The sequence below is a fragment of the Micromonospora sp. CPCC 205546 genome, assembly GCF_036902715.1.
Classification (GTDB): Bacteria; Actinomycetota; Actinomycetes; order Mycobacteriales; family Micromonosporaceae; genus Micromonospora.
In genome coordinates this window covers 1-14,661 of sequence record NZ_JBAKHL010000043.1, presented here as the reverse complement: position 1 = coordinate 14,661, position 14,661 = coordinate 1, and the positions used below count along the sequence as shown (strand labels likewise).

17 protein-coding genes are annotated in these 14,661 nt (G+C 74.1%); 8 read left to right on the top strand and 9 right to left on the bottom strand.

The window, feature by feature from the left end:
• Nucleotides 1-36 precede the first annotated feature (36 nt).
• The 3 genes from mobA (at nt 37) to V6U77_RS19965 (ending at nt 2,188) form a co-directional block, all read left to right on the top strand.
• Entirely contained in the window at nt 37-738 is a 702-nt protein-coding gene (gene mobA, locus V6U77_RS19975) for a molybdenum cofactor guanylyltransferase (RefSeq protein WP_334607870.1), read from the top strand.
• Complete coding sequence (locus V6U77_RS19970) at nt 735-1,001, top strand: DUF6457 domain-containing protein (protein WP_334607869.1); 267 nt, start codon at nt 735-737, stop codon at nt 999-1,001. Before mobA ends, V6U77_RS19970 begins: the two co-directional genes overlap by 4 nt.
• A gap of 80 nt (nt 1,002-1,081) precedes the next feature.
• Entirely contained in the window at nt 1,082-2,188 is a 1,107-nt protein-coding gene (locus V6U77_RS19965) for a T3SS (YopN, CesT) and YbjN peptide-binding chaperone 1 (RefSeq protein WP_334607908.1), read from the top strand.
• Between the two features lie 74 nt (nt 2,189-2,262).
• Here the strand turns inward: V6U77_RS19965 and V6U77_RS19960 are convergent, their stop codons facing one another.
• Both V6U77_RS19960 and V6U77_RS19955 read right to left on the bottom strand, forming a co-directional pair.
• Nucleotides 2,263-4,137 (bottom strand): beta-propeller domain-containing protein, encoded by a 1,875-nt coding sequence (locus V6U77_RS19960; protein ID WP_334607868.1) that lies wholly within the window; start codon nt 4,135-4,137, stop codon nt 2,263-2,265.
• Nucleotides 4,138-4,222: 85 nt separating this feature from the next.
• Nucleotides 4,223-4,681, bottom strand: coding sequence for an Lrp/AsnC family transcriptional regulator (locus V6U77_RS19955; protein ID WP_334607867.1), 459 nt, complete (start codon nt 4,679-4,681; stop codon nt 4,223-4,225).
• Nucleotides 4,682-4,740: 59 nt separating this feature from the next.
• Between V6U77_RS19955 and ddaH the strand changes: the two genes are divergently transcribed.
• The gene (gene ddaH / locus V6U77_RS19950; protein ID WP_334607866.1) at nt 4,741-5,574 is read left to right on the top strand and encodes a dimethylargininase; all 834 of its coding nucleotides are present in this window, start codon (nt 4,741-4,743) and stop codon (nt 5,572-5,574) included.
• 81 nt (nt 5,575-5,655) lie between these two features.
• Here the strand turns inward: ddaH and V6U77_RS19945 are convergent, their stop codons facing one another.
• Together V6U77_RS19945 and V6U77_RS19940 are read right to left on the bottom strand one after the other, a co-directional pair.
• Complete coding sequence (locus V6U77_RS19945; RefSeq protein WP_334607865.1) at nt 5,656-6,852, bottom strand: ABC transporter substrate-binding protein; 1,197 nt, start codon at nt 6,850-6,852, stop codon at nt 5,656-5,658.
• A gap of 79 nt (nt 6,853-6,931) precedes the next feature.
• Nucleotides 6,932-7,729 carry an alpha/beta hydrolase family protein gene (locus V6U77_RS19940; RefSeq protein ID WP_334607864.1) on the bottom strand — a complete coding sequence of 266 codons (798 nt, stop codon included), beginning with the start codon at nt 7,727-7,729 and terminating at the stop codon, nt 6,932-6,934.
• 83 nt (nt 7,730-7,812) lie between these two features.
• Between V6U77_RS19940 and V6U77_RS19935 the strand changes: the two genes are divergently transcribed.
• Complete coding sequence (locus V6U77_RS19935) at nt 7,813-8,421, top strand: bacterial proteasome activator family protein (protein ID WP_334607863.1); 609 nt, start codon at nt 7,813-7,815, stop codon at nt 8,419-8,421.
• Nucleotides 8,422-8,503: 82 nt separating this feature from the next.
• Here the strand turns inward: V6U77_RS19935 and V6U77_RS19930 are convergent, their stop codons facing one another.
• From V6U77_RS19930 to V6U77_RS19920, 3 genes are all read right to left on the bottom strand, one after another.
• Complete coding sequence (locus V6U77_RS19930) at nt 8,504-9,316, bottom strand: HAD family hydrolase (protein WP_334607862.1); 813 nt, start codon at nt 9,314-9,316, stop codon at nt 8,504-8,506.
• The gene (locus V6U77_RS19925) at nt 9,316-10,137 is read right to left on the bottom strand and encodes an HAD family hydrolase (RefSeq protein ID WP_334607861.1); all 822 of its coding nucleotides are present in this window, start codon (nt 10,135-10,137) and stop codon (nt 9,316-9,318) included. The genes V6U77_RS19930 and V6U77_RS19925 overlap by 1 nt, the downstream gene beginning before the upstream one ends.
• Nucleotides 10,138-10,310: 173 nt before the next feature.
• Complete coding sequence (locus V6U77_RS19920) at nt 10,311-11,099, bottom strand: hypothetical protein (RefSeq protein ID WP_334607860.1); 789 nt, start codon at nt 11,097-11,099, stop codon at nt 10,311-10,313.
• A gap of 111 nt (nt 11,100-11,210) precedes the next feature.
• Here V6U77_RS19920 and V6U77_RS19915 point away from each other — a divergent pair, with 111 nt between their 5' ends.
• The 3 genes from V6U77_RS19915 to V6U77_RS19905 all read left to right on the top strand — a co-directional run bounded on the left by V6U77_RS19915 (nt 11,211) and on the right by V6U77_RS19905 (nt 12,975).
• Nucleotides 11,211-11,642: an OsmC family protein gene (locus tag V6U77_RS19915; protein WP_334607859.1), complete on the top strand. Its 432-nt coding sequence runs from the start codon at nt 11,211-11,213 to the stop codon at nt 11,640-11,642.
• A 129-nt stretch (nt 11,643-11,771) separates the two neighbouring features.
• Nucleotides 11,772-12,116 carry a metallopeptidase family protein gene (locus V6U77_RS19910; RefSeq protein WP_172896728.1) on the top strand — a complete coding sequence of 115 codons (345 nt, stop codon included), beginning with the start codon at nt 11,772-11,774 and terminating at the stop codon, nt 12,114-12,116.
• 136 nt (nt 12,117-12,252) lie between these two features.
• Entirely contained in the window at nt 12,253-12,975 is a 723-nt protein-coding gene (locus V6U77_RS19905) for an AIM24 family protein (RefSeq protein WP_334607858.1), read from the top strand.
• 94 nt (nt 12,976-13,069) lie between these two features.
• Here the strand turns inward: V6U77_RS19905 and pheA are convergent, their stop codons facing one another.
• Nucleotides 13,070-14,023, bottom strand: a complete 954-nt coding sequence (gene pheA, locus V6U77_RS19900; protein ID WP_334607857.1) for a prephenate dehydratase — start codon at nt 14,021-14,023, stop codon at nt 13,070-13,072.
• 9 nt (nt 14,024-14,032) lie between these two features.
• Nucleotides 14,033-14,539, bottom strand: coding sequence for a hypothetical protein (locus tag V6U77_RS19895; protein ID WP_334607907.1), 507 nt, complete (start codon nt 14,537-14,539; stop codon nt 14,033-14,035).
• Between the last annotated feature and the right edge of the window lie 122 nt (nt 14,540-14,661).

The window sequence follows — 14,661 nt, the reverse complement described above, 5'->3', positions numbered from 1 at the left end:
CCCCGACCCGGGCGGCCGCGCGGCTACCGTGGCCCGGTGGACGCGTACGCGGCGGTGGTGCTGGCGGGCGGGGCCGCGCGGCGGATGGGGGGCGTGGACAAGCCCGCCCGGACGGTCGGCGGCCTGCCCATGCGGGACCGGGTGCTGGCCGCGGTGGCCGACGCCGCGCCGCGCATCCTGGTCGGCCCGCCCGGACCGGTGCCCGCCGGGGTGCGGGTGACCCGGGAGGAACCGCCGGGCGGCGGCCCCGTCGCCGCCGCCGCGGCCGGGCTGGCCCTGCTCGACCCCGGTACGCCGGTGGTCGCCCTGCTCGCCGCCGACCTGCCCCTGCTCACCCGCGCGGCGGTCGGGGAGTTGCTCGACCATCTCGACGCCGCCGGTCTAGCCGCCGCTGGTGACGACGGCACCGGTCACGATGCCGCCGGCCACGACGGCGCCTGCTACGTCGACGGCGACGGGCGGCGGCAGACCCTCTGCGGCGTGTGGCGGGTAGCCCCGCTGCGCGCCGCCCTGGACCGCCTCGCCGCCGAGCGTGCCGGCAGGCGTCCCGACGGGTCCGCCGAGCGCGCCGGCAGGCGTCCCGACGCCCCCGCCGCGCCGCTGGCGGGAGCACCGATCAGGGCGTTGCTGGCCGGGCTGCGGGTGTGCGAGGTGCCGTGGACCGGTGCCGGCCCGCCGCCCTGGTTCGACTGCGACACTGACGAGGACGTACGCCGGGCGGAGGAGTGGACGCGATGACGGTCATGGACGACTGGGTGACGGCGGCCTGTGCCGAGCTGGACCTGGACCCCGCGCGGGTGCCGGTGCCGGCCGTGCTCGACCTGGCCAAGGACGTGGCGCACCAGGTGCTGCGACCGGGCGCGCCCGTCACCGCGTACCTGCTCGGGCTGGCGGTCGGGCGGGGCGCGGACCCGGCCGGCGCCGCGGCCCGGCTCAGCGCGCTGGCCGCCTCCTGGCCGGTCGGGCTCGGCGCCGAACGACCGGGCGGAACCTCCGCCTGACCTCCGCTGTCCGATCACGGTCGGGCTGATTCGACTCCCCCGTCCCGTGGGTAGGGTGACCTTGACGGATGGAGACGATCATGACGGCGGACCACCCCTCGGCGCCGGGCGGCGACTCGCCCGGCACCCTGCCGGCGCACCACGAGCCGATTCTGCTCGACGAACCCAGCACTGCCGACCTGCGGGCCAAGGTGACCCAGGCCTGGCACGAGTTCGCGCGGGCGCTGGCCGGGCGGTTGGCGGCGCTGCCCACGGGCACGCACGTCGAGCTGACCCTCGACCCGACCGCCTCCGGCACCGGCGATGCGGTCTACTCCGTCAGCATCGACGTCGGCGAGGGAGGCCGGCTGGCCGCCCGCGCGGTCGGCAACGCGACCCTGCCCGAGGGCTACCGGCTGGACCGGGCCGCCGTGGCGGACATGATCGCGCTCGGCTGGTCGCCGCCCGGGGTGGTGGAGGGCTCCGGCGAGCACTTCGGGCTGGACAGCGGCACCGCCGAGGCGACCCGGCTGGCGGCCCTGCTCACCCGGACGCTGCGCGACGTCTACGGCGCCCCGCACCCCGCGTTCCTCGTCTACCTCATCCACGACGCCGGGGGCGAGCCGCTGCCGGTGGAGCCGCTGGGCACCGCGCGCAGCGAGTTCGGTCCCGACCGCAACGTCGAGGCCGACCTCGACGAGGCGCTCGCCGCCGCTGCCGCGGCCCAGGCGCCCGAGCACGACGTGGCCGCGCTCGCCGAGCAGGTCCGTACGGTCGTCTCCACCATGCTCAAGTCGGAGCCGGACCGGTTGCAGATCGACTCCGACGGTGACATCAACATCCGTGCCGGCTCGGCGATGGTCTTCGTCCGGGTCCGCGACAACCCGCCGCTGGTGGACGTCTTCTCCCCCGTGCTGACCGAGGTCGAGCCGACCGAGCGGCTCTACGTCAAGCTCTCCGAGCTGACCAACCGGATGCCGATCGGCCGGCTCTACTGCGCCGACGACACCGTGTGGGCGTCCATCCCCGTCTTCGGCCGCAACTTCCAGGCCACCCACCTCATGCTCGCCGTCCAGGTGATGACCGGGCTCGCGGACGAGCTGGACGACCGCCTGCACGGCGAGTTCGGCGGGAAGCGCTTCTTCGGCGAGGGCGACAAACCGGTCAAGCGGGAACAGGGCGAACACCGCACCGGCATGTACCTCTGATCCACGCCCCCGCTGGTGACGGGTGGGGCCCGGAGACCCCGAGGAACCGGGCCCCACCCGCCGGGGAGGGAGGATCAGGTCACGGGCAGCCAGTCGAGGCTGCGGGCGGTGGCCGGGTCGGTGGCCCGCAGGCCGGCGGCGGAGACCGTCCAGAGCACGTCCCCGACCAGCAACGACCGCAGGACCGGGCCCGACGGGCCGGCGTGGGTGACCGTGCCGACCTCGCCGATGTCGGTCCCGGACACCCGCAGCAGGCGTACGTCGTCGCCGACCGGCAGGGCGACCAGGCCCGTCTCCGGGTGGTGCAGGAAGGCGTGCGTGTCGTGCTCCAGCGCGGAGTACGCCCTCGGCACGTGCCACTGGTCGAGCCGGGTCGGGCGGGCCGGGTCGCGGACGTCGAACAGCGAGACCTGGAGCCCCTGCGTCCGTCCCCGCCGGTCGGCCTCCTGGCCCACCCCGAGCAGCCGGCCCTCCGGCAGCGGGTGCAGGTACGCCGAGTACCCGGTGATCTTCAGCTCGCCGGTGACCCGGGGCGCGGCCGGGTCGGTCAGGTCGAGCGCGTAGAGCGGGTCGGTGCGCCGGAACGTCACCACGTACGCGGAGCCGCCCAGGAAGCGTACGGAGTAGATCCGCTCGCCGGGGCCGAGGCCGGTGACCGTGCCCGTGCGGACCAGCGCGTTCCCCTCGGGGCGCAGCACGTACACGGCGGACTCCGAGACGGCCCGGCTGCCCCGGGCGTCGCCGGTGGTGGTGGCCACCCGCAGGTGACCCCGCCACTCGGAGAGGGCGTACTGGTTGACGAGTGAACCGGGCACCGAACCGGAGGCCACGTAGCGGGGACGCCCGGGCGCGCCGGTGTCGAACCGGTGGATCTCGGTGACCTGCGGGCCCGGCCGCCAGACGCCTTCACGGGGCGAGCCGGGCCGGGCCACCTCCGGGCGGTCCCCGGCGAGGTAGAGGCTGCTCCCGGTGCCGTAGACGGTGGTGGCGTCTGCGGCGACGCTGACCGGGTCGCCGTCACCGAGCCGGTCGCTGGCGAGGTCGAAGCTCAGCACGGTCAGCATCGACGTACCCGACAGGACGGGCGGCCGGCTCAGCCGGTCGCACCCGACCCGGCCGGTGTGCCGTTCCGCCCCGGCGGTCCACTCGTACGTCGGCAGCCACGCCTCCATCCCCGCCCTGGCGATCACCGCCCGGTTGGCGACGGTCCGCAAGGCGTCGGTGCCCCGCTCGGCGTACGGGAAGACCAGCCGGGGGCGCGTGCGGACCACGACCCGCGCGGTGGATCCGGTCTGCCGGGCGTCGACGAGGTCCCCGTCCATCCGGTAGGTGCCGAGCACCCGTGGCGGGCCCGCGAGGTCGACCAGGACCAGGCTCGGCGCGGTACGGGGCCGCGCGGCGCGGGTCGCCGGCTTGAGGTCCGGGCCCACCTGGGTCAGCACCAGCGCCCGGTCGCCCTGCAACAGCAGGGTGGCCTGCTCCCCCAACGTCAGCTCCGGCGTCGCCCGCCTGAGGTCGAGGCGGCCCGTCTCCCGCCGGGCGGCCGGGTCCACCACCCGCAGCACGCCCCGGGTGACGGTCACGATCCGTCGCCCGTCGGTCTTGACGAGGTCCGGTTCGTCCGCGCCCGCCTCGTGCACGTTGGTCGTGGAGTGCTCCTGCGCGGGCTGGGTGGACTCGACCGATGCCCGGGCGTTCTTGGCGACGCCGCCGAAGGGGACCCCGGTGCGCCAGCCGTGCCCGAAGCCCCACGGGCCGACGGACGCCTCGGCGGCGGCACGCAACCCGGCCAGCGCCTGGGCGCAGGAGTCGTAGGAGACCAGCACCGGCGCGGCCGTCAGCCGCCCCGGGGCCGGTGGGTCGGGCGGCACCGCCGGGAAAGCACTGCCGCCGAGCAGGGTGAGCGCGGCCAGCGTGCCGACCGCGAAGATGGGGGCTCCCCGTGTCATGGCCGGTTCGACGCGCCCGGCCGACACCTGGTTCCCGCTCCCACGCCCGGTTTCCGGCCTCCGCAGGCCGCGAGGCCGACGAGGGTCAGCGGGGGGAGGGGCCGACGCCGGGGGACTCGACCAGCCGGGAGAGCACGATGGTGCTCCGGGTCGAGGTCACGAAGGGTTCGGCCCGCAGCCGCTCCAGCGCCGCCTCCAGGTGCGCGATGTCGGCGGCCCGCAGGTGTACGAGCGCGTCGGCCTCGCCCGAGACGGTGTACGCACCGACCACCTCGGGGTGCCGGCGGGTGGCCACCCCGATCTGGGCCGGCGTGGTCCGCCCGGCGCAGAACAGCTCGACGAACGCCTCCGTGGTCCAGCCGACGGCGGCGGGGTCGACGACGGCGGTGAAGCCCCGGATCACGCCGGCCGCGCGCAGCCGGTCCACCCGTCGCTTGACCGCCGGGGCGGAGAGCGACACCCGCTGACCGATGTCGGCGTACGAGGCACGGGCGTCCGCGACGAGCAACGCAATGATCCGCTGGTCGACGGCATCTATCTGCAACGTTCCGCCTCTGGGAAGCAATGGTTGTGGCTGTTACCAAAGTTCGAGGGTACCTACCCTTGGTCATCGTGAACCAGCAGCGAGTCGCGCGAAAGCGGACATATCTCATGTGCTCGCCTGAGCACTTCGCGGTCGAGTACGCGATCAACCCGTGGATGGACGTGACCACCCCGGTCGACTCGGCGCTCGCGGTCAAGCAGTGGGACCGGCTGCGGGAGACCCTGGCCGGTCTCGGCCACGAGGTGCACCTGCTGAACCCCGAACGGGGCCTGCCCGACATGGTCTACGCGGCCAACGGGGCGTTCGTCGTCGACGGCACGGTCTACGGCGCGCAGTTCAAGCACGAGCAGCGGGCCACCGAGGCCGCCGCGCACCGCGCGTTCTACGAGTCGCAGGGCTGGCGGTTCATCGCGCCCATCGAGACCAACGAGGGCGAGGGCGACTTCGCGTACCTGCCGGAGGCGCACGGCGGGCTGATCCTCGCCGGGCACGGCTTCCGTACGGAGCTGCCGGCACACGCCGAGGCGCAGGAGGCGCTCGGTCGACCCGTGGTGTCGCTGCGCCTGGTCGACCCGCGCTTCTACCACCTGGACGTCGCGCTCGCCTCGATCGACGACGGGAACGTCGTCTACTACCCGGGCGCCTTCTCCGCCGCCAGCCAGCGGGTGCTCACGCAGCTCTTCCCCGACGCGGTGGTCGCCGATGCCGAGGACGCCCTGGCCTTCGGGCTGAACCTGGTCAGCGACGGGCTCAACGTGGTGCTCAACAGCGAGGCGACCCGGCTGGCCGGCAAGCTGAAGGCGGCCGGCTACCACCCCGTCCCGGTCGAGCTGGCCGAGCTGAAGAAGGGCGGCGGCAGCGTGAAGTGCTGCATCGCCGAACTCCGCCCCTAACCCCCCGCCCCGCTCGCCCATCCCCCACCACAACTGCATGACCGACAGCGAGGGCGGGGCTGGGTGGGGGCTTGGATGGGGCTAGCCGAGGGTGGCCAGTTCGGTGACCAGGACGTTGGACAGGACCTGGCCGTCGAGCTGGACCTCCCGCAGGTACCACTTCTGCTGCGGCGTACGCGGCTGGTTGAACTGCCACACCCCGCGCGGGCTGTCGATCTGGCCGATCTTGCCGAGGGCCAGGTTGACCTGCTGCGGGTTGGGTGACCCGCCGGCGATCCGGATCGCCTGGTCGAGCACCTGGGCGGCGTCGTACGAGGCCATCGCGTAGGTGGTGGGCGAGGTGCCGTGCTTCTTGCGGTACGCCGAGGCGAACCGGCGGTTGGCCGTGTTGTTCAGGTCGGACGAGTAGTTCAGCGCCGTCTGGATGCCCAGCGCGTCCTCGGCCTTGACGGTGCTCAGCACCGCGCCCTCGGTGAGGAAGCCGGGGGCGTAGACCTTGCCGGTGAAGCCCTCGAGGCGCAGCTGCTTGATGAACTCGACCGCCGCCGGTCCCGCGAAGAAGCAGAACACCGCCGACGGGTCCCGGCCCAGCGCCTTGCGGATGTCGGCGCGGTACGCGGTCTTCGACGGGTTGGTGAAGACCTCCGTCAGGGTCACCGCGTCCTTGATCCGGGGATCGGACTCGCCGAACTCCTGCCGGAAGCCCCGCACCACGTCCTGACTGCCGACGCTGTCCGGTGCGATGATCGCCAGCCGGGCCGACGGTTCGAGCTGTTCGCGCAGGTAGCGGCCCAGCGCACGCCCCGCCTCGTCCAGCACGTACGAGGTCCGCCAGATGTAGACGACGCTCTGGAGGCTCGACGGCGAGGCGTTGGAGCCGATCAGGGGGACCCGGGCCTGCTCGACGGTGTCCCGGATGCCCGACATGACGTTCGCGTCGACCACGCCGGTGAGGGCGAGCACGCCCTGCTTCAGCAGCCCCTCGACGGCGGCCTTGCCGGTCTTGACGCTCTCGCCCTCGTCGGCGGTGAGCAGGGTGGTCGGATGCCCGCCCAGCAGCTTCTCGTTGAGGTCGAGGAAGAGCTGGAAGCCGTTGGTGATCTCGTCGCCGATCGCCTTCAGGCCGCCGCTCGTCGGCGCCACGAGGCCGATCTTGATCGGGCTCCCCGGACTGGCCGACTCGCCGTCGGCGTCATCGGTGCCGCACCCGGCGACCAGTCCGGCCGTACCGAGCGCGGCCAGCAGTTGGAGGGCCCGCCTGCGGTTCATCTGCGACACCGAGTTCCTTCCGGGGAACGTTGCAGGGCGGATCACGCCCCCTCGGCGTTCTACCCGGTCAGCGACGCTGCGTCAATGCTTAGCGATCTTCCTGGAGAGATCGAAAAGCAGCCGTGATCTGCGGCCATGCCGCCGACAGCGGATCGATGAGCCCGAAATGTTCGCATTCCGGCAGCTCAAGTAGGCGGATATCGCCGCCCGCCGCGCGGCTGGCGGCCACGAACTCCCGGCTCATCCCGACCGGCACCTGCTGGTCCAGCGCACCATGGATAACTACCGTGCGTGTTGGAATCGGCACTGACGAACGTGGATCGGCGTCGGCGTACCGCTCGGGGACGTCCGCCGGCCCGCCGCCCAGCAGCGCCGCCACCGCCCCGTCGTCCAGATCCAGCCGGTACGCCTCCGCGAGGTTCGACACCGGGGCCAGCGCCAGCACGCCGCCGACGGCGGCCGGGGCGGCCGTCGCCACGTACAACGCCAGGTGTCCCCCCGCCGAGTGGCCCACCAGCAGCGGCGCTGCGGCGGCGACCCGGCCGGGCAGCGCCTCGGCCGCGAGCCGGGGCAGTTCCGTCACGCCGGTCAGCACGTCGGTCAGCGTCCCGGGCCAGCCGCCACCCGGCTGCCCCGTCCGGCGGTACTCCACCTGTGCCACCGGGTGGCCCAGCGCGGCCAGCGCGACGGCCAGCGGATCGGTGTGCCGCAGGTCGTACCCGGACCGCCAGAAACCGCCGTGCACCACCACGACGAGCCGCCGGGCCGGGCCCGACCCGGCGGGGCGGCGCAGGTCGGCGATCTGGTCCGGGTGGTCGCCGTAGGAGACGGTGACGTCGGGGGCCGGAGCGGGCCGGCTGAGCACGTCGCGGGGGTCGGCGGGCATGGCCCGACCGTAGCGCGGATCACCCGCGGTTCCGGGGCCGGGGACCGGTCCCGGGGCGCATGGGCGCTCGCGGCTGGGTAAAGATGGATCCCATGACCGAAGCACACTCCGCTGGACACAACGACGAGCCGGGCCAGGATGGCACCGGTCGCTCCGGAACGGTGGTGGTGGTCGGCCCGGACGGGCGGCCCGTCGGCACCGTGCAGACCGACGAGGCACACGGCGAGGACCCCACCCGACTGGTCGAGCAGCCGGCCAAGGTGATGCGGATCGGCAGCATGATCAAGCAGCTGCTGGAGGAGGTCAAGGCCGCCCCGCTCGACGACGCCAGCCGGCACCGGATGCGGGAGATCCACGAGCGGTCGATCGTCGAGCTGAAGGAGGGGCTGGCCCCCGAGCTGCGCGAGGAGCTGGAGCGCATCTCGCTGCCCTTCACCGAGGAGAAGGCACCCAGCGAGGGTGAGCTGCGCATCGCGCACGCCCAGCTCGTCGGCTGGCTGGAGGGTCTGTTCCACGGCATCCAGGCGGCCCTGGTGGCGCAGCAGATGGCCGCCCGCGTGCAGTTGGAGCAGATGCGCTCCGGCCGGCAGGCGCTGCCCAGCGGCCCCGGCGCGGGCATCCTGCCGGGCATGCCGGGGATGGGCCAGCCGCCGCAGGGCGGCGAGGGGCACAGCACCGGCCAGTACCTCTGACCGTACGGGCGGGATCGGGTCACCCGGCCCGGTCCGGCCCCTTCTTCCGGGTGTGCGGCCGGCGGGGACGCCGGTCGTACGCTCAGCCCACCCCGAAGACCTTCTCCAGGTACGCCGCCACGCCGTCCGCCGAGTTCGCCGCCGTGACCTCGTCGGCGATCTCCAGGACGGCACGGTGCGCGTTCGCCACCGCCACCCCCCGCCCGGCCCAGGTCAGCATCGGCACGTCGTTGGGCATGTCGCCGAAGGCGAGCACGTCCCGGGCGTCGATGCCGAGCCGCGCGCAGTACCACGCCAGCCCGGCCGCCTTCGTCACGCCGGCCGCGGAGATCTCCACCAGCCCCGAGTACGACGAGTGGGTCGCCTCGGCCAGCCCCTGCAGGGCCGCGGCCACCAGCGCGACGAACGCGTCGGGGTCCTGCTCGGCGGACCGGGCCAGCAGTTTCACCGCCGGCGCCGCCAGCAGCTCCTCGGGGGTCTCGACCGCCCGGATCGCGTCGTGGTCGGCGTCCCAGCGCAGCGGGTAGTGCGCCTCGTGCCGCATCTGCCGGCTGTCGACGATCTCCACCGCGAAGCTGACCTCGGGCACCTCGGCACGCAGCCGCCGGGCCACCTCGGCGAGGAGCTGCGGGGCGAGCGGGTCGGCGCGCAGCACCTCGTCGGCGACCGGGTCGTAGACCACCGCCCCGTTGGCGCAGATCGCCGGCAGCGGCTCGGCGAGCTGCTCGTACACCATCTTGAGCCAGCGGATGGGACGGCCGGTGACCAGCACGACCGGCGTGCCCCGCGCGGACAGCCGGGCCAGCACCTCGATGGTGTGCGGGCTGAGCGTGCGGTCGTCCCTGAGCAGGGTGCCGTCGATGTCGGTGGCGATCAGCCGTGGTGCCTCTCCCATCAGCGGGACAGTAGCCGATCGAGGTAGACCGCCACCCCGTCGTCGTCGTTGCGCAGGGTCACCTCGTCGGCGAGGGCCCGCACCGTCGGGTGGGCGTTGGAGACCGCGACCCGGGCCCAGCCGGCCCATTCGAACATCGGCAGGTCGTTGGGCATGTCGCCGAAGACCAGCACCTCGGCCGGGTCGACGCCGAGGCGCTGCGCCACCACGGTCAGCCCGGTGGACTTGTCGACCCCCGGCGGGCAGATCTCGACGAAGCCCAGCCCGGCCTGGGTGAGCGTGGCGACCCCTGGCGGGACGATCTGCCGGGCCACCGCCAGCAACTCGTCGACGTGGTGGTCGGCGGTGCGGACGAACGCCTTGATCACGTCGCAGGAGAGGCACTCGGCGCGGCTGCGCGTCTCGAACGCGTCCTGGTAGGGCCAGCTCGGGTGGTAGTCGCCCCAGAGCGGGGCGTCGTGCTCGTCCGACGCCTCGACCATCACGGTCAGCGGCCCGACGGCCGCCTCCAGGTCGGCCAGCAGCGTGGCCAGCACCTCGGCGGGGAGGCGCTCGTCGCGCAGCACCACCGGCCCGGAGGGGTCGCTCTGGTCGACGACCCGGCCGCCGCCGGCCATCACCAGGAAGTCCGCGGCCCGGATGTCGTTGCGGGTCAACTCGGCCAGCCGGGGCCCGCGACCTGTCGCGCCGACCACCGGGATCCCGGCGGCCCGCACCCGGTCGAGCACCTGATGGGTGTACGCGGAGACGGTCTCGTCGCTGCGGACGAGCGTCCCGTCGAGATCCGTGGCGATCAGCTTGGGCAGCCCCGGGCGGGTCATCGTTCCTCCTTCGCCCGCCGCCGTCGCAGCCAGCCGTCTCGGTCCTCGGTGCCTCGACCCCTAGTGACGGCGGGCAGCAACCGTACCTCGCACAACGGGCACCGGCCATGGCGTTCCGGCGAATGCCGTGCCAACGGACGACGACTGCCGGAGGCGCGTCAGGGCGCGGCTGGTCAGTCCCGGGGTTCGGGCCGGGCGAAGGGGGCGGCCGGCCCGACGGTCAGGTCGGCCGGGGCGGGGGGCCCGTCGTCCGCCGCGTCCCGCGACCCGCGAGCGCGTCGGCGCCAGCCCGTCGTGCCGGGTTCGTCCCCGCCGGCTGCCTCGTCCCCGCCGTCCGGCTCCCGGGACGCGTCCGCCTCCCGGTGGCCGCCCGCCTCGCGGGGGAACGGGACCACCCGGGCGGGGGCCAGCTTCAACGCCGCCCCGAAGAGGGCGCAGGCCAGGAACGCCATCACCAGGCCGCGGCCGTACTCGACCCGGAACCCGTCGTCGGTCGAGTAGAAGAAGACCCGCTGCCCGGCCTCGTCGAGCGAGGCGGCGGTCGCGACCAGCAGCCCCAGCAGCGCCGCGGCCAGGGCCAGCCCGGCGAGCCGGGCGTTCGAGCGCACCGCGACAGTGCCGCGCAGCGTGAGCGCCACCGCGCAGACCAGGGCGAGCAGCCCGACCAGGTAGCCCACTCCGAAGCCGCCGATGTCGGACACCCCGCCCGGCACCCGCAGCGGCGTGTTGCCCTGCGGCCCGGCGTTGGGGATGGTCATCACCTGCCACTCGCCGAGCATCGAGGCGAGGGCGGCCACCGCGCCGAGCGCCGCGAGCAGCATCGGGAGCCGCCGGTCCCGGCCCAGGCCCGAGAACGTACGCCCGAACCGGCGTCGCCCGTCCGGCTCCGCCGTGCCCCACTCCAGGACGACCGCACCGTCGGAGCGGTGTTCCTGCCGGGGGATGGGGGATTCCTGGGACATCGGCCACCCTTCCGCGTTCGCGGGCCTGCCCGAATCATGACACAGTACGCACCTGGCGACGCGGAGCGTGAACGGTCGCCGGCCGCTGCCCGTTCGGCTAGCGTCGGGTGCATGCCTATCCGTACCGCTTCCGCACAGTGGCAGGGCAACCTCACCGAGGGGTCCGGCACCATCCGCACCGGCAAGGGCGGGTTGCAGGGGAACTACTCCTTCAAGTCCCGTTTCGAGGAGGGCGAGGGGACCAACCCCGAGGAGTTGATCGGCGCGGCACACGCCGGCTGCTTCTCGATGGCGTTCTCCAAGGCGCTCGCCGAGGCCGGCTCGCCGCCCACCTCCGTGGAGACCACCGCCAAGGTCCACCTCGACAAGACCGACGCCGGAATGGCGGTGACCCGGATCGAGCTGGACACCGTCGGCCAGGTGCCCGGCATCGACGAGGCGCAGTTCGCCAAGCTCGCGGAGACCGCCAAGGACAACTGCCCGATCTCCCGCCTGCTCGCCCCGGGCGCCCAGATCAGCCTGACCGCCCGCCTCGCCTCCTGACCCGTCCCGCCTCCTGACCGTCCCGCCGTCGGCGGGTCGCCACGGGTAGCCGCGCCGGCCCCGTGGCGGCCCGCCGGTCCCGACCGGCGCGGGCGGGCCGTGGTGTGGGGCAGAATGGGCGGGGTGCCGGTGGAGATGAGTCGCGAGCGCTTCGAGGAGCTGGTCGGCGACGCGCTCGACGAGGTGCCCGAGGAACTCCTCGCCCTGATGAGCAACGTCGTGATCCTCGTGGAGGACGACCCGCCCCCGGGCGAGGACCTGCTCGGCCTCTACGAGGGGCACGCCCTCACCGAGCGGGGCTGGGACTACGCCGGTGTGCTCCCGGACCGCATCCTGATCTACCGCAACCCCATCCTGCGCATCTGCGACGACGACGAGGACGTCGTCGACGAGGTCGCGGTGACGGTGGTGCACGAGATCGCCCACCACTTCGGCATCGACGACGCCCGCCTGCACGAGCTGGGCTGGGGCTGACCGGCAGCGACACCCGACGGGCGGCCGGTGGCCGCGGCGCCGGACCGGTGGGCACGGCGGGCCGCTCGGTCGGTGTCGGCGGTTGCCAGGGTCGCCTACCGTCGGTCCAGGTACCACGAACTCAGGAGGCACTTCCATGCGCAGCGAGCTGTTCTCGGCGGAGAACCTTGAGAAGGAGTCCGCGCAGCCCGGCATGCGGCTGCAGAACTCCAAGATGTTGAAGATCGAACTCAACGGCGAGGCGATGGCCCGGGTCGGGTCGATGGTCGCCTACCAGGGGCAGGTGCAGTTCCAGGCGCTCGGCTCCGGCGGGCTCGGCAAGTTCCTCAAGCAGAAGCTGACCGGCGAGGGCGTCCCGCTGATGAAGGTCGTCGGCCGGGGTGACGTCTTCCTCGCCGACTTCGCCAAGGACGTGCACGTCATCGACCTGGAGCCCGGCGACGCGCTCTCCATCAACGGCTCCAGCGTGCTGGCCTTCGACTCCACCCTCCAGTACGACATCCGGATGGTCGGCGGGGCTGGGATGGCGTCCTCGTCCGGCCTGTTCAACTGCGTCTTCAGCGGTCACGGCCGGATCGCCATCACCACCAAGGGCACCCCGGTGGTGCTCAACGTCGACGCCCCCACCTACGTCGACCCGCAGGCGGCGGTCTGCTGGTCGGCCAACCTCCAGACCGGCTACCACCGCGCCGAGCAGCTCGGTCTCGGCACGCTGCTCGGCCGACGCACCGGCGAGTCGTTCACGATGAGCTTCGCCGGTCAGGGCTTCGTCGTCGTCCAGCCCTCCGAGGAGCCACCCATCATGGGCAGCGGCACCCAGGAGCAGCAGGGCGGGATCCTCGGCGGCCTGCTCAGCTGACCCGCACCACCTTCGTCGCACCGCCCCCGTCCGCGTCGACCGGCCCCGCCGGATCGCGTTCCGGTCGGGGGCGGGTGCCGTCACGGGGCCGCCGTCAGCCGAAGTCGCCGCTGCGCAGCCGGGCCAGCCAGGCGGCGGCGTCGGCGTAGTCGGCGTCCGAGAGGCCGGCCGGGGCCGGCACCGGCCGGTCGCCCGCGCCGGAGAACCGGTGCCGGGGGTACGAGCCCAGGAAGCGCACGTCGGCGCAGACCCGGCGCAGCCCCTGCAACGCCTCGCCGAGCCGTACGTCCGCCACGTGCCCGGTGCAGTCGAGGAAGAAGACGTACCGGCCGAGCGCCTCCCCCGTCGGGCGGGACTCGATCCGGCTCATGTTGACCCCGCGGACGGCCAGCTCCATCAGCACCGACAGCAGCGCGCCCACCCGGTCGTGCGCGATGTAGACCGCCAGGGACGTCACGTCGTCGCCGGTCGGCGGCGGGGGCGGCCCGGGGCGGGACACCAGCGCGAAGCGGGTCACCGCGTCCGGGTGGTCGGCGATCTTGTCGGCGAGCACGTCGAGGCGGTGTCGACCGGCCCCGATCGGGGCGCAGATCGCCGCGTCGTACTCGCCGGCGGCGGCCCCCGCGGCGGCGGCGCCGTTGGAGAGCACGTCGACCACGACCGCGTCGGGCAGGTGCGCGCGCAGCCAACCCCGGCACTGGGTGGACGCCTGCGGGTGGGCGGCGACGCTGCGTACGCGTGAGAGGTTCGTGCCGGGCTTCGCGGCGAGCACGAACTCGACCGACAGGATCACCTCGCGGGTGATCACCAGGGGGTCGCCCTCGGCGAGTTCGTCCAGGGTCACCCCGACCGCACCGCCGATCGAGTTCTCCAGCGGCACCAGGGCCGCGTCCGCCTCCCCGGTCCGTACGCCCTCCAGCGCCTCCGGCACGCTGCGGGCCGGCGTGCGGCTGCCCCGCTCGGCGGCGGGGATGCTGTTCAACGCCTGCTCGGCGAAGGTGCCCTCGGGTCCGAGGTAGACGAAGCGCGTCGGCGGTGTTCCCGGCATGGCGACAGCCTACGCACCCGGTACGCCGAGCGACCCGCCGTCGCACACGCGCGTCCGGATGCCGGGCGGACCGGCGGCGCGGACCTCGGCGGTGCAGACGTCGGTGCCGGCGGTGACCAGGCGCGGAGCACCCGGGCGGCCCTGCGTGACCACCTGGAGCGTCTCGTGCCCGGTCACCTCGAGCACCGTGTAGTGCCAGTCACCGGCGCAGAGCGGCCCGGTGCGCACCTTGACCCGGACGCCGTCGGGCAGCACGCCACCCCGGCCCCGCACCAGGTCGACGATCCGGGCCCCCGAGGGGCCGTCCGGGCAGGGGGCCGCGACGAGGCCGGGGTCGACGGTGGGGGTGACCGCCCCGGCCCCGGGCAGGCTCGTGGCGGGTGGGGGTGTCGGTGCGGCGCTGGACGCGGTGGGGACGGCGGTGCGGTTCGGGGCGGCGGTCGGGGCGGGGCCGCGCAACTCCGGTGGGGTGCCGCAGCCGACCAGGGGCAGCGCGGCCAGCAGCAGGACGGCCACGAACCGCCGGGCGTCCCACGCCCGGCGGTCCTCCGGCGCCGGGGCCGGGCACGGCGCGCCGACGACCGGCCGGGGCGGCCCCGACGGCCGGTCGGGGCGGGCGCGCGGCCGGCCCGCAAGTC

Excerpts from the sequence above, each read along its gene's own strand:
- V6U77_RS19935 (WP_334607863.1), top strand. The coding sequence starts at position 7,813 with ATGGATCCCATGACCGAAGCACACTCCGCTGGACACAACGACGAGCCG.
- V6U77_RS19930 (WP_334607862.1), bottom strand. The coding sequence starts at position 9,316 with ATGGGAGAGGCACCACGGCTGATCGCCACCGACATCGACGGCACCCTG.
- V6U77_RS19905 (WP_334607858.1), top strand. The coding sequence starts at position 12,253 with ATGCGCAGCGAGCTGTTCTCGGCGGAGAACCTTGAGAAGGAGTCCGCG.
- V6U77_RS19920 (WP_334607860.1), bottom strand. The coding sequence starts at position 11,099 with ATGTCCCAGGAATCCCCCATCCCCCGGCAGGAACACCGCTCCGACGGT.
- V6U77_RS19915 (WP_334607859.1), top strand. The coding sequence starts at position 11,211 with ATGCCTATCCGTACCGCTTCCGCACAGTGGCAGGGCAACCTCACCGAG.
- V6U77_RS19940 (WP_334607864.1), bottom strand. The coding sequence starts at position 7,729 with ATGCCCGCCGACCCCCGCGACGTGCTCAGCCGGCCCGCTCCGGCCCCC.
- V6U77_RS19965 (WP_334607908.1), top strand. The coding sequence starts at position 1,082 with ATGACGGCGGACCACCCCTCGGCGCCGGGCGGCGACTCGCCCGGCACC.
- pheA (WP_334607857.1), bottom strand. The coding sequence starts at position 14,023 with ATGCCGGGAACACCGCCGACGCGCTTCGTCTACCTCGGACCCGAGGGC.
- V6U77_RS19970 (WP_334607869.1), top strand. The coding sequence starts at position 735 with ATGACGGTCATGGACGACTGGGTGACGGCGGCCTGTGCCGAGCTGGAC.
- V6U77_RS19925 (WP_334607861.1), bottom strand. The coding sequence starts at position 10,137 with ATGACCCGCCCGGGGCTGCCCAAGCTGATCGCCACGGATCTCGACGGG.
- V6U77_RS19960 (WP_334607868.1), bottom strand. The coding sequence starts at position 4,137 with ATGACACGGGGAGCCCCCATCTTCGCGGTCGGCACGCTGGCCGCGCTC.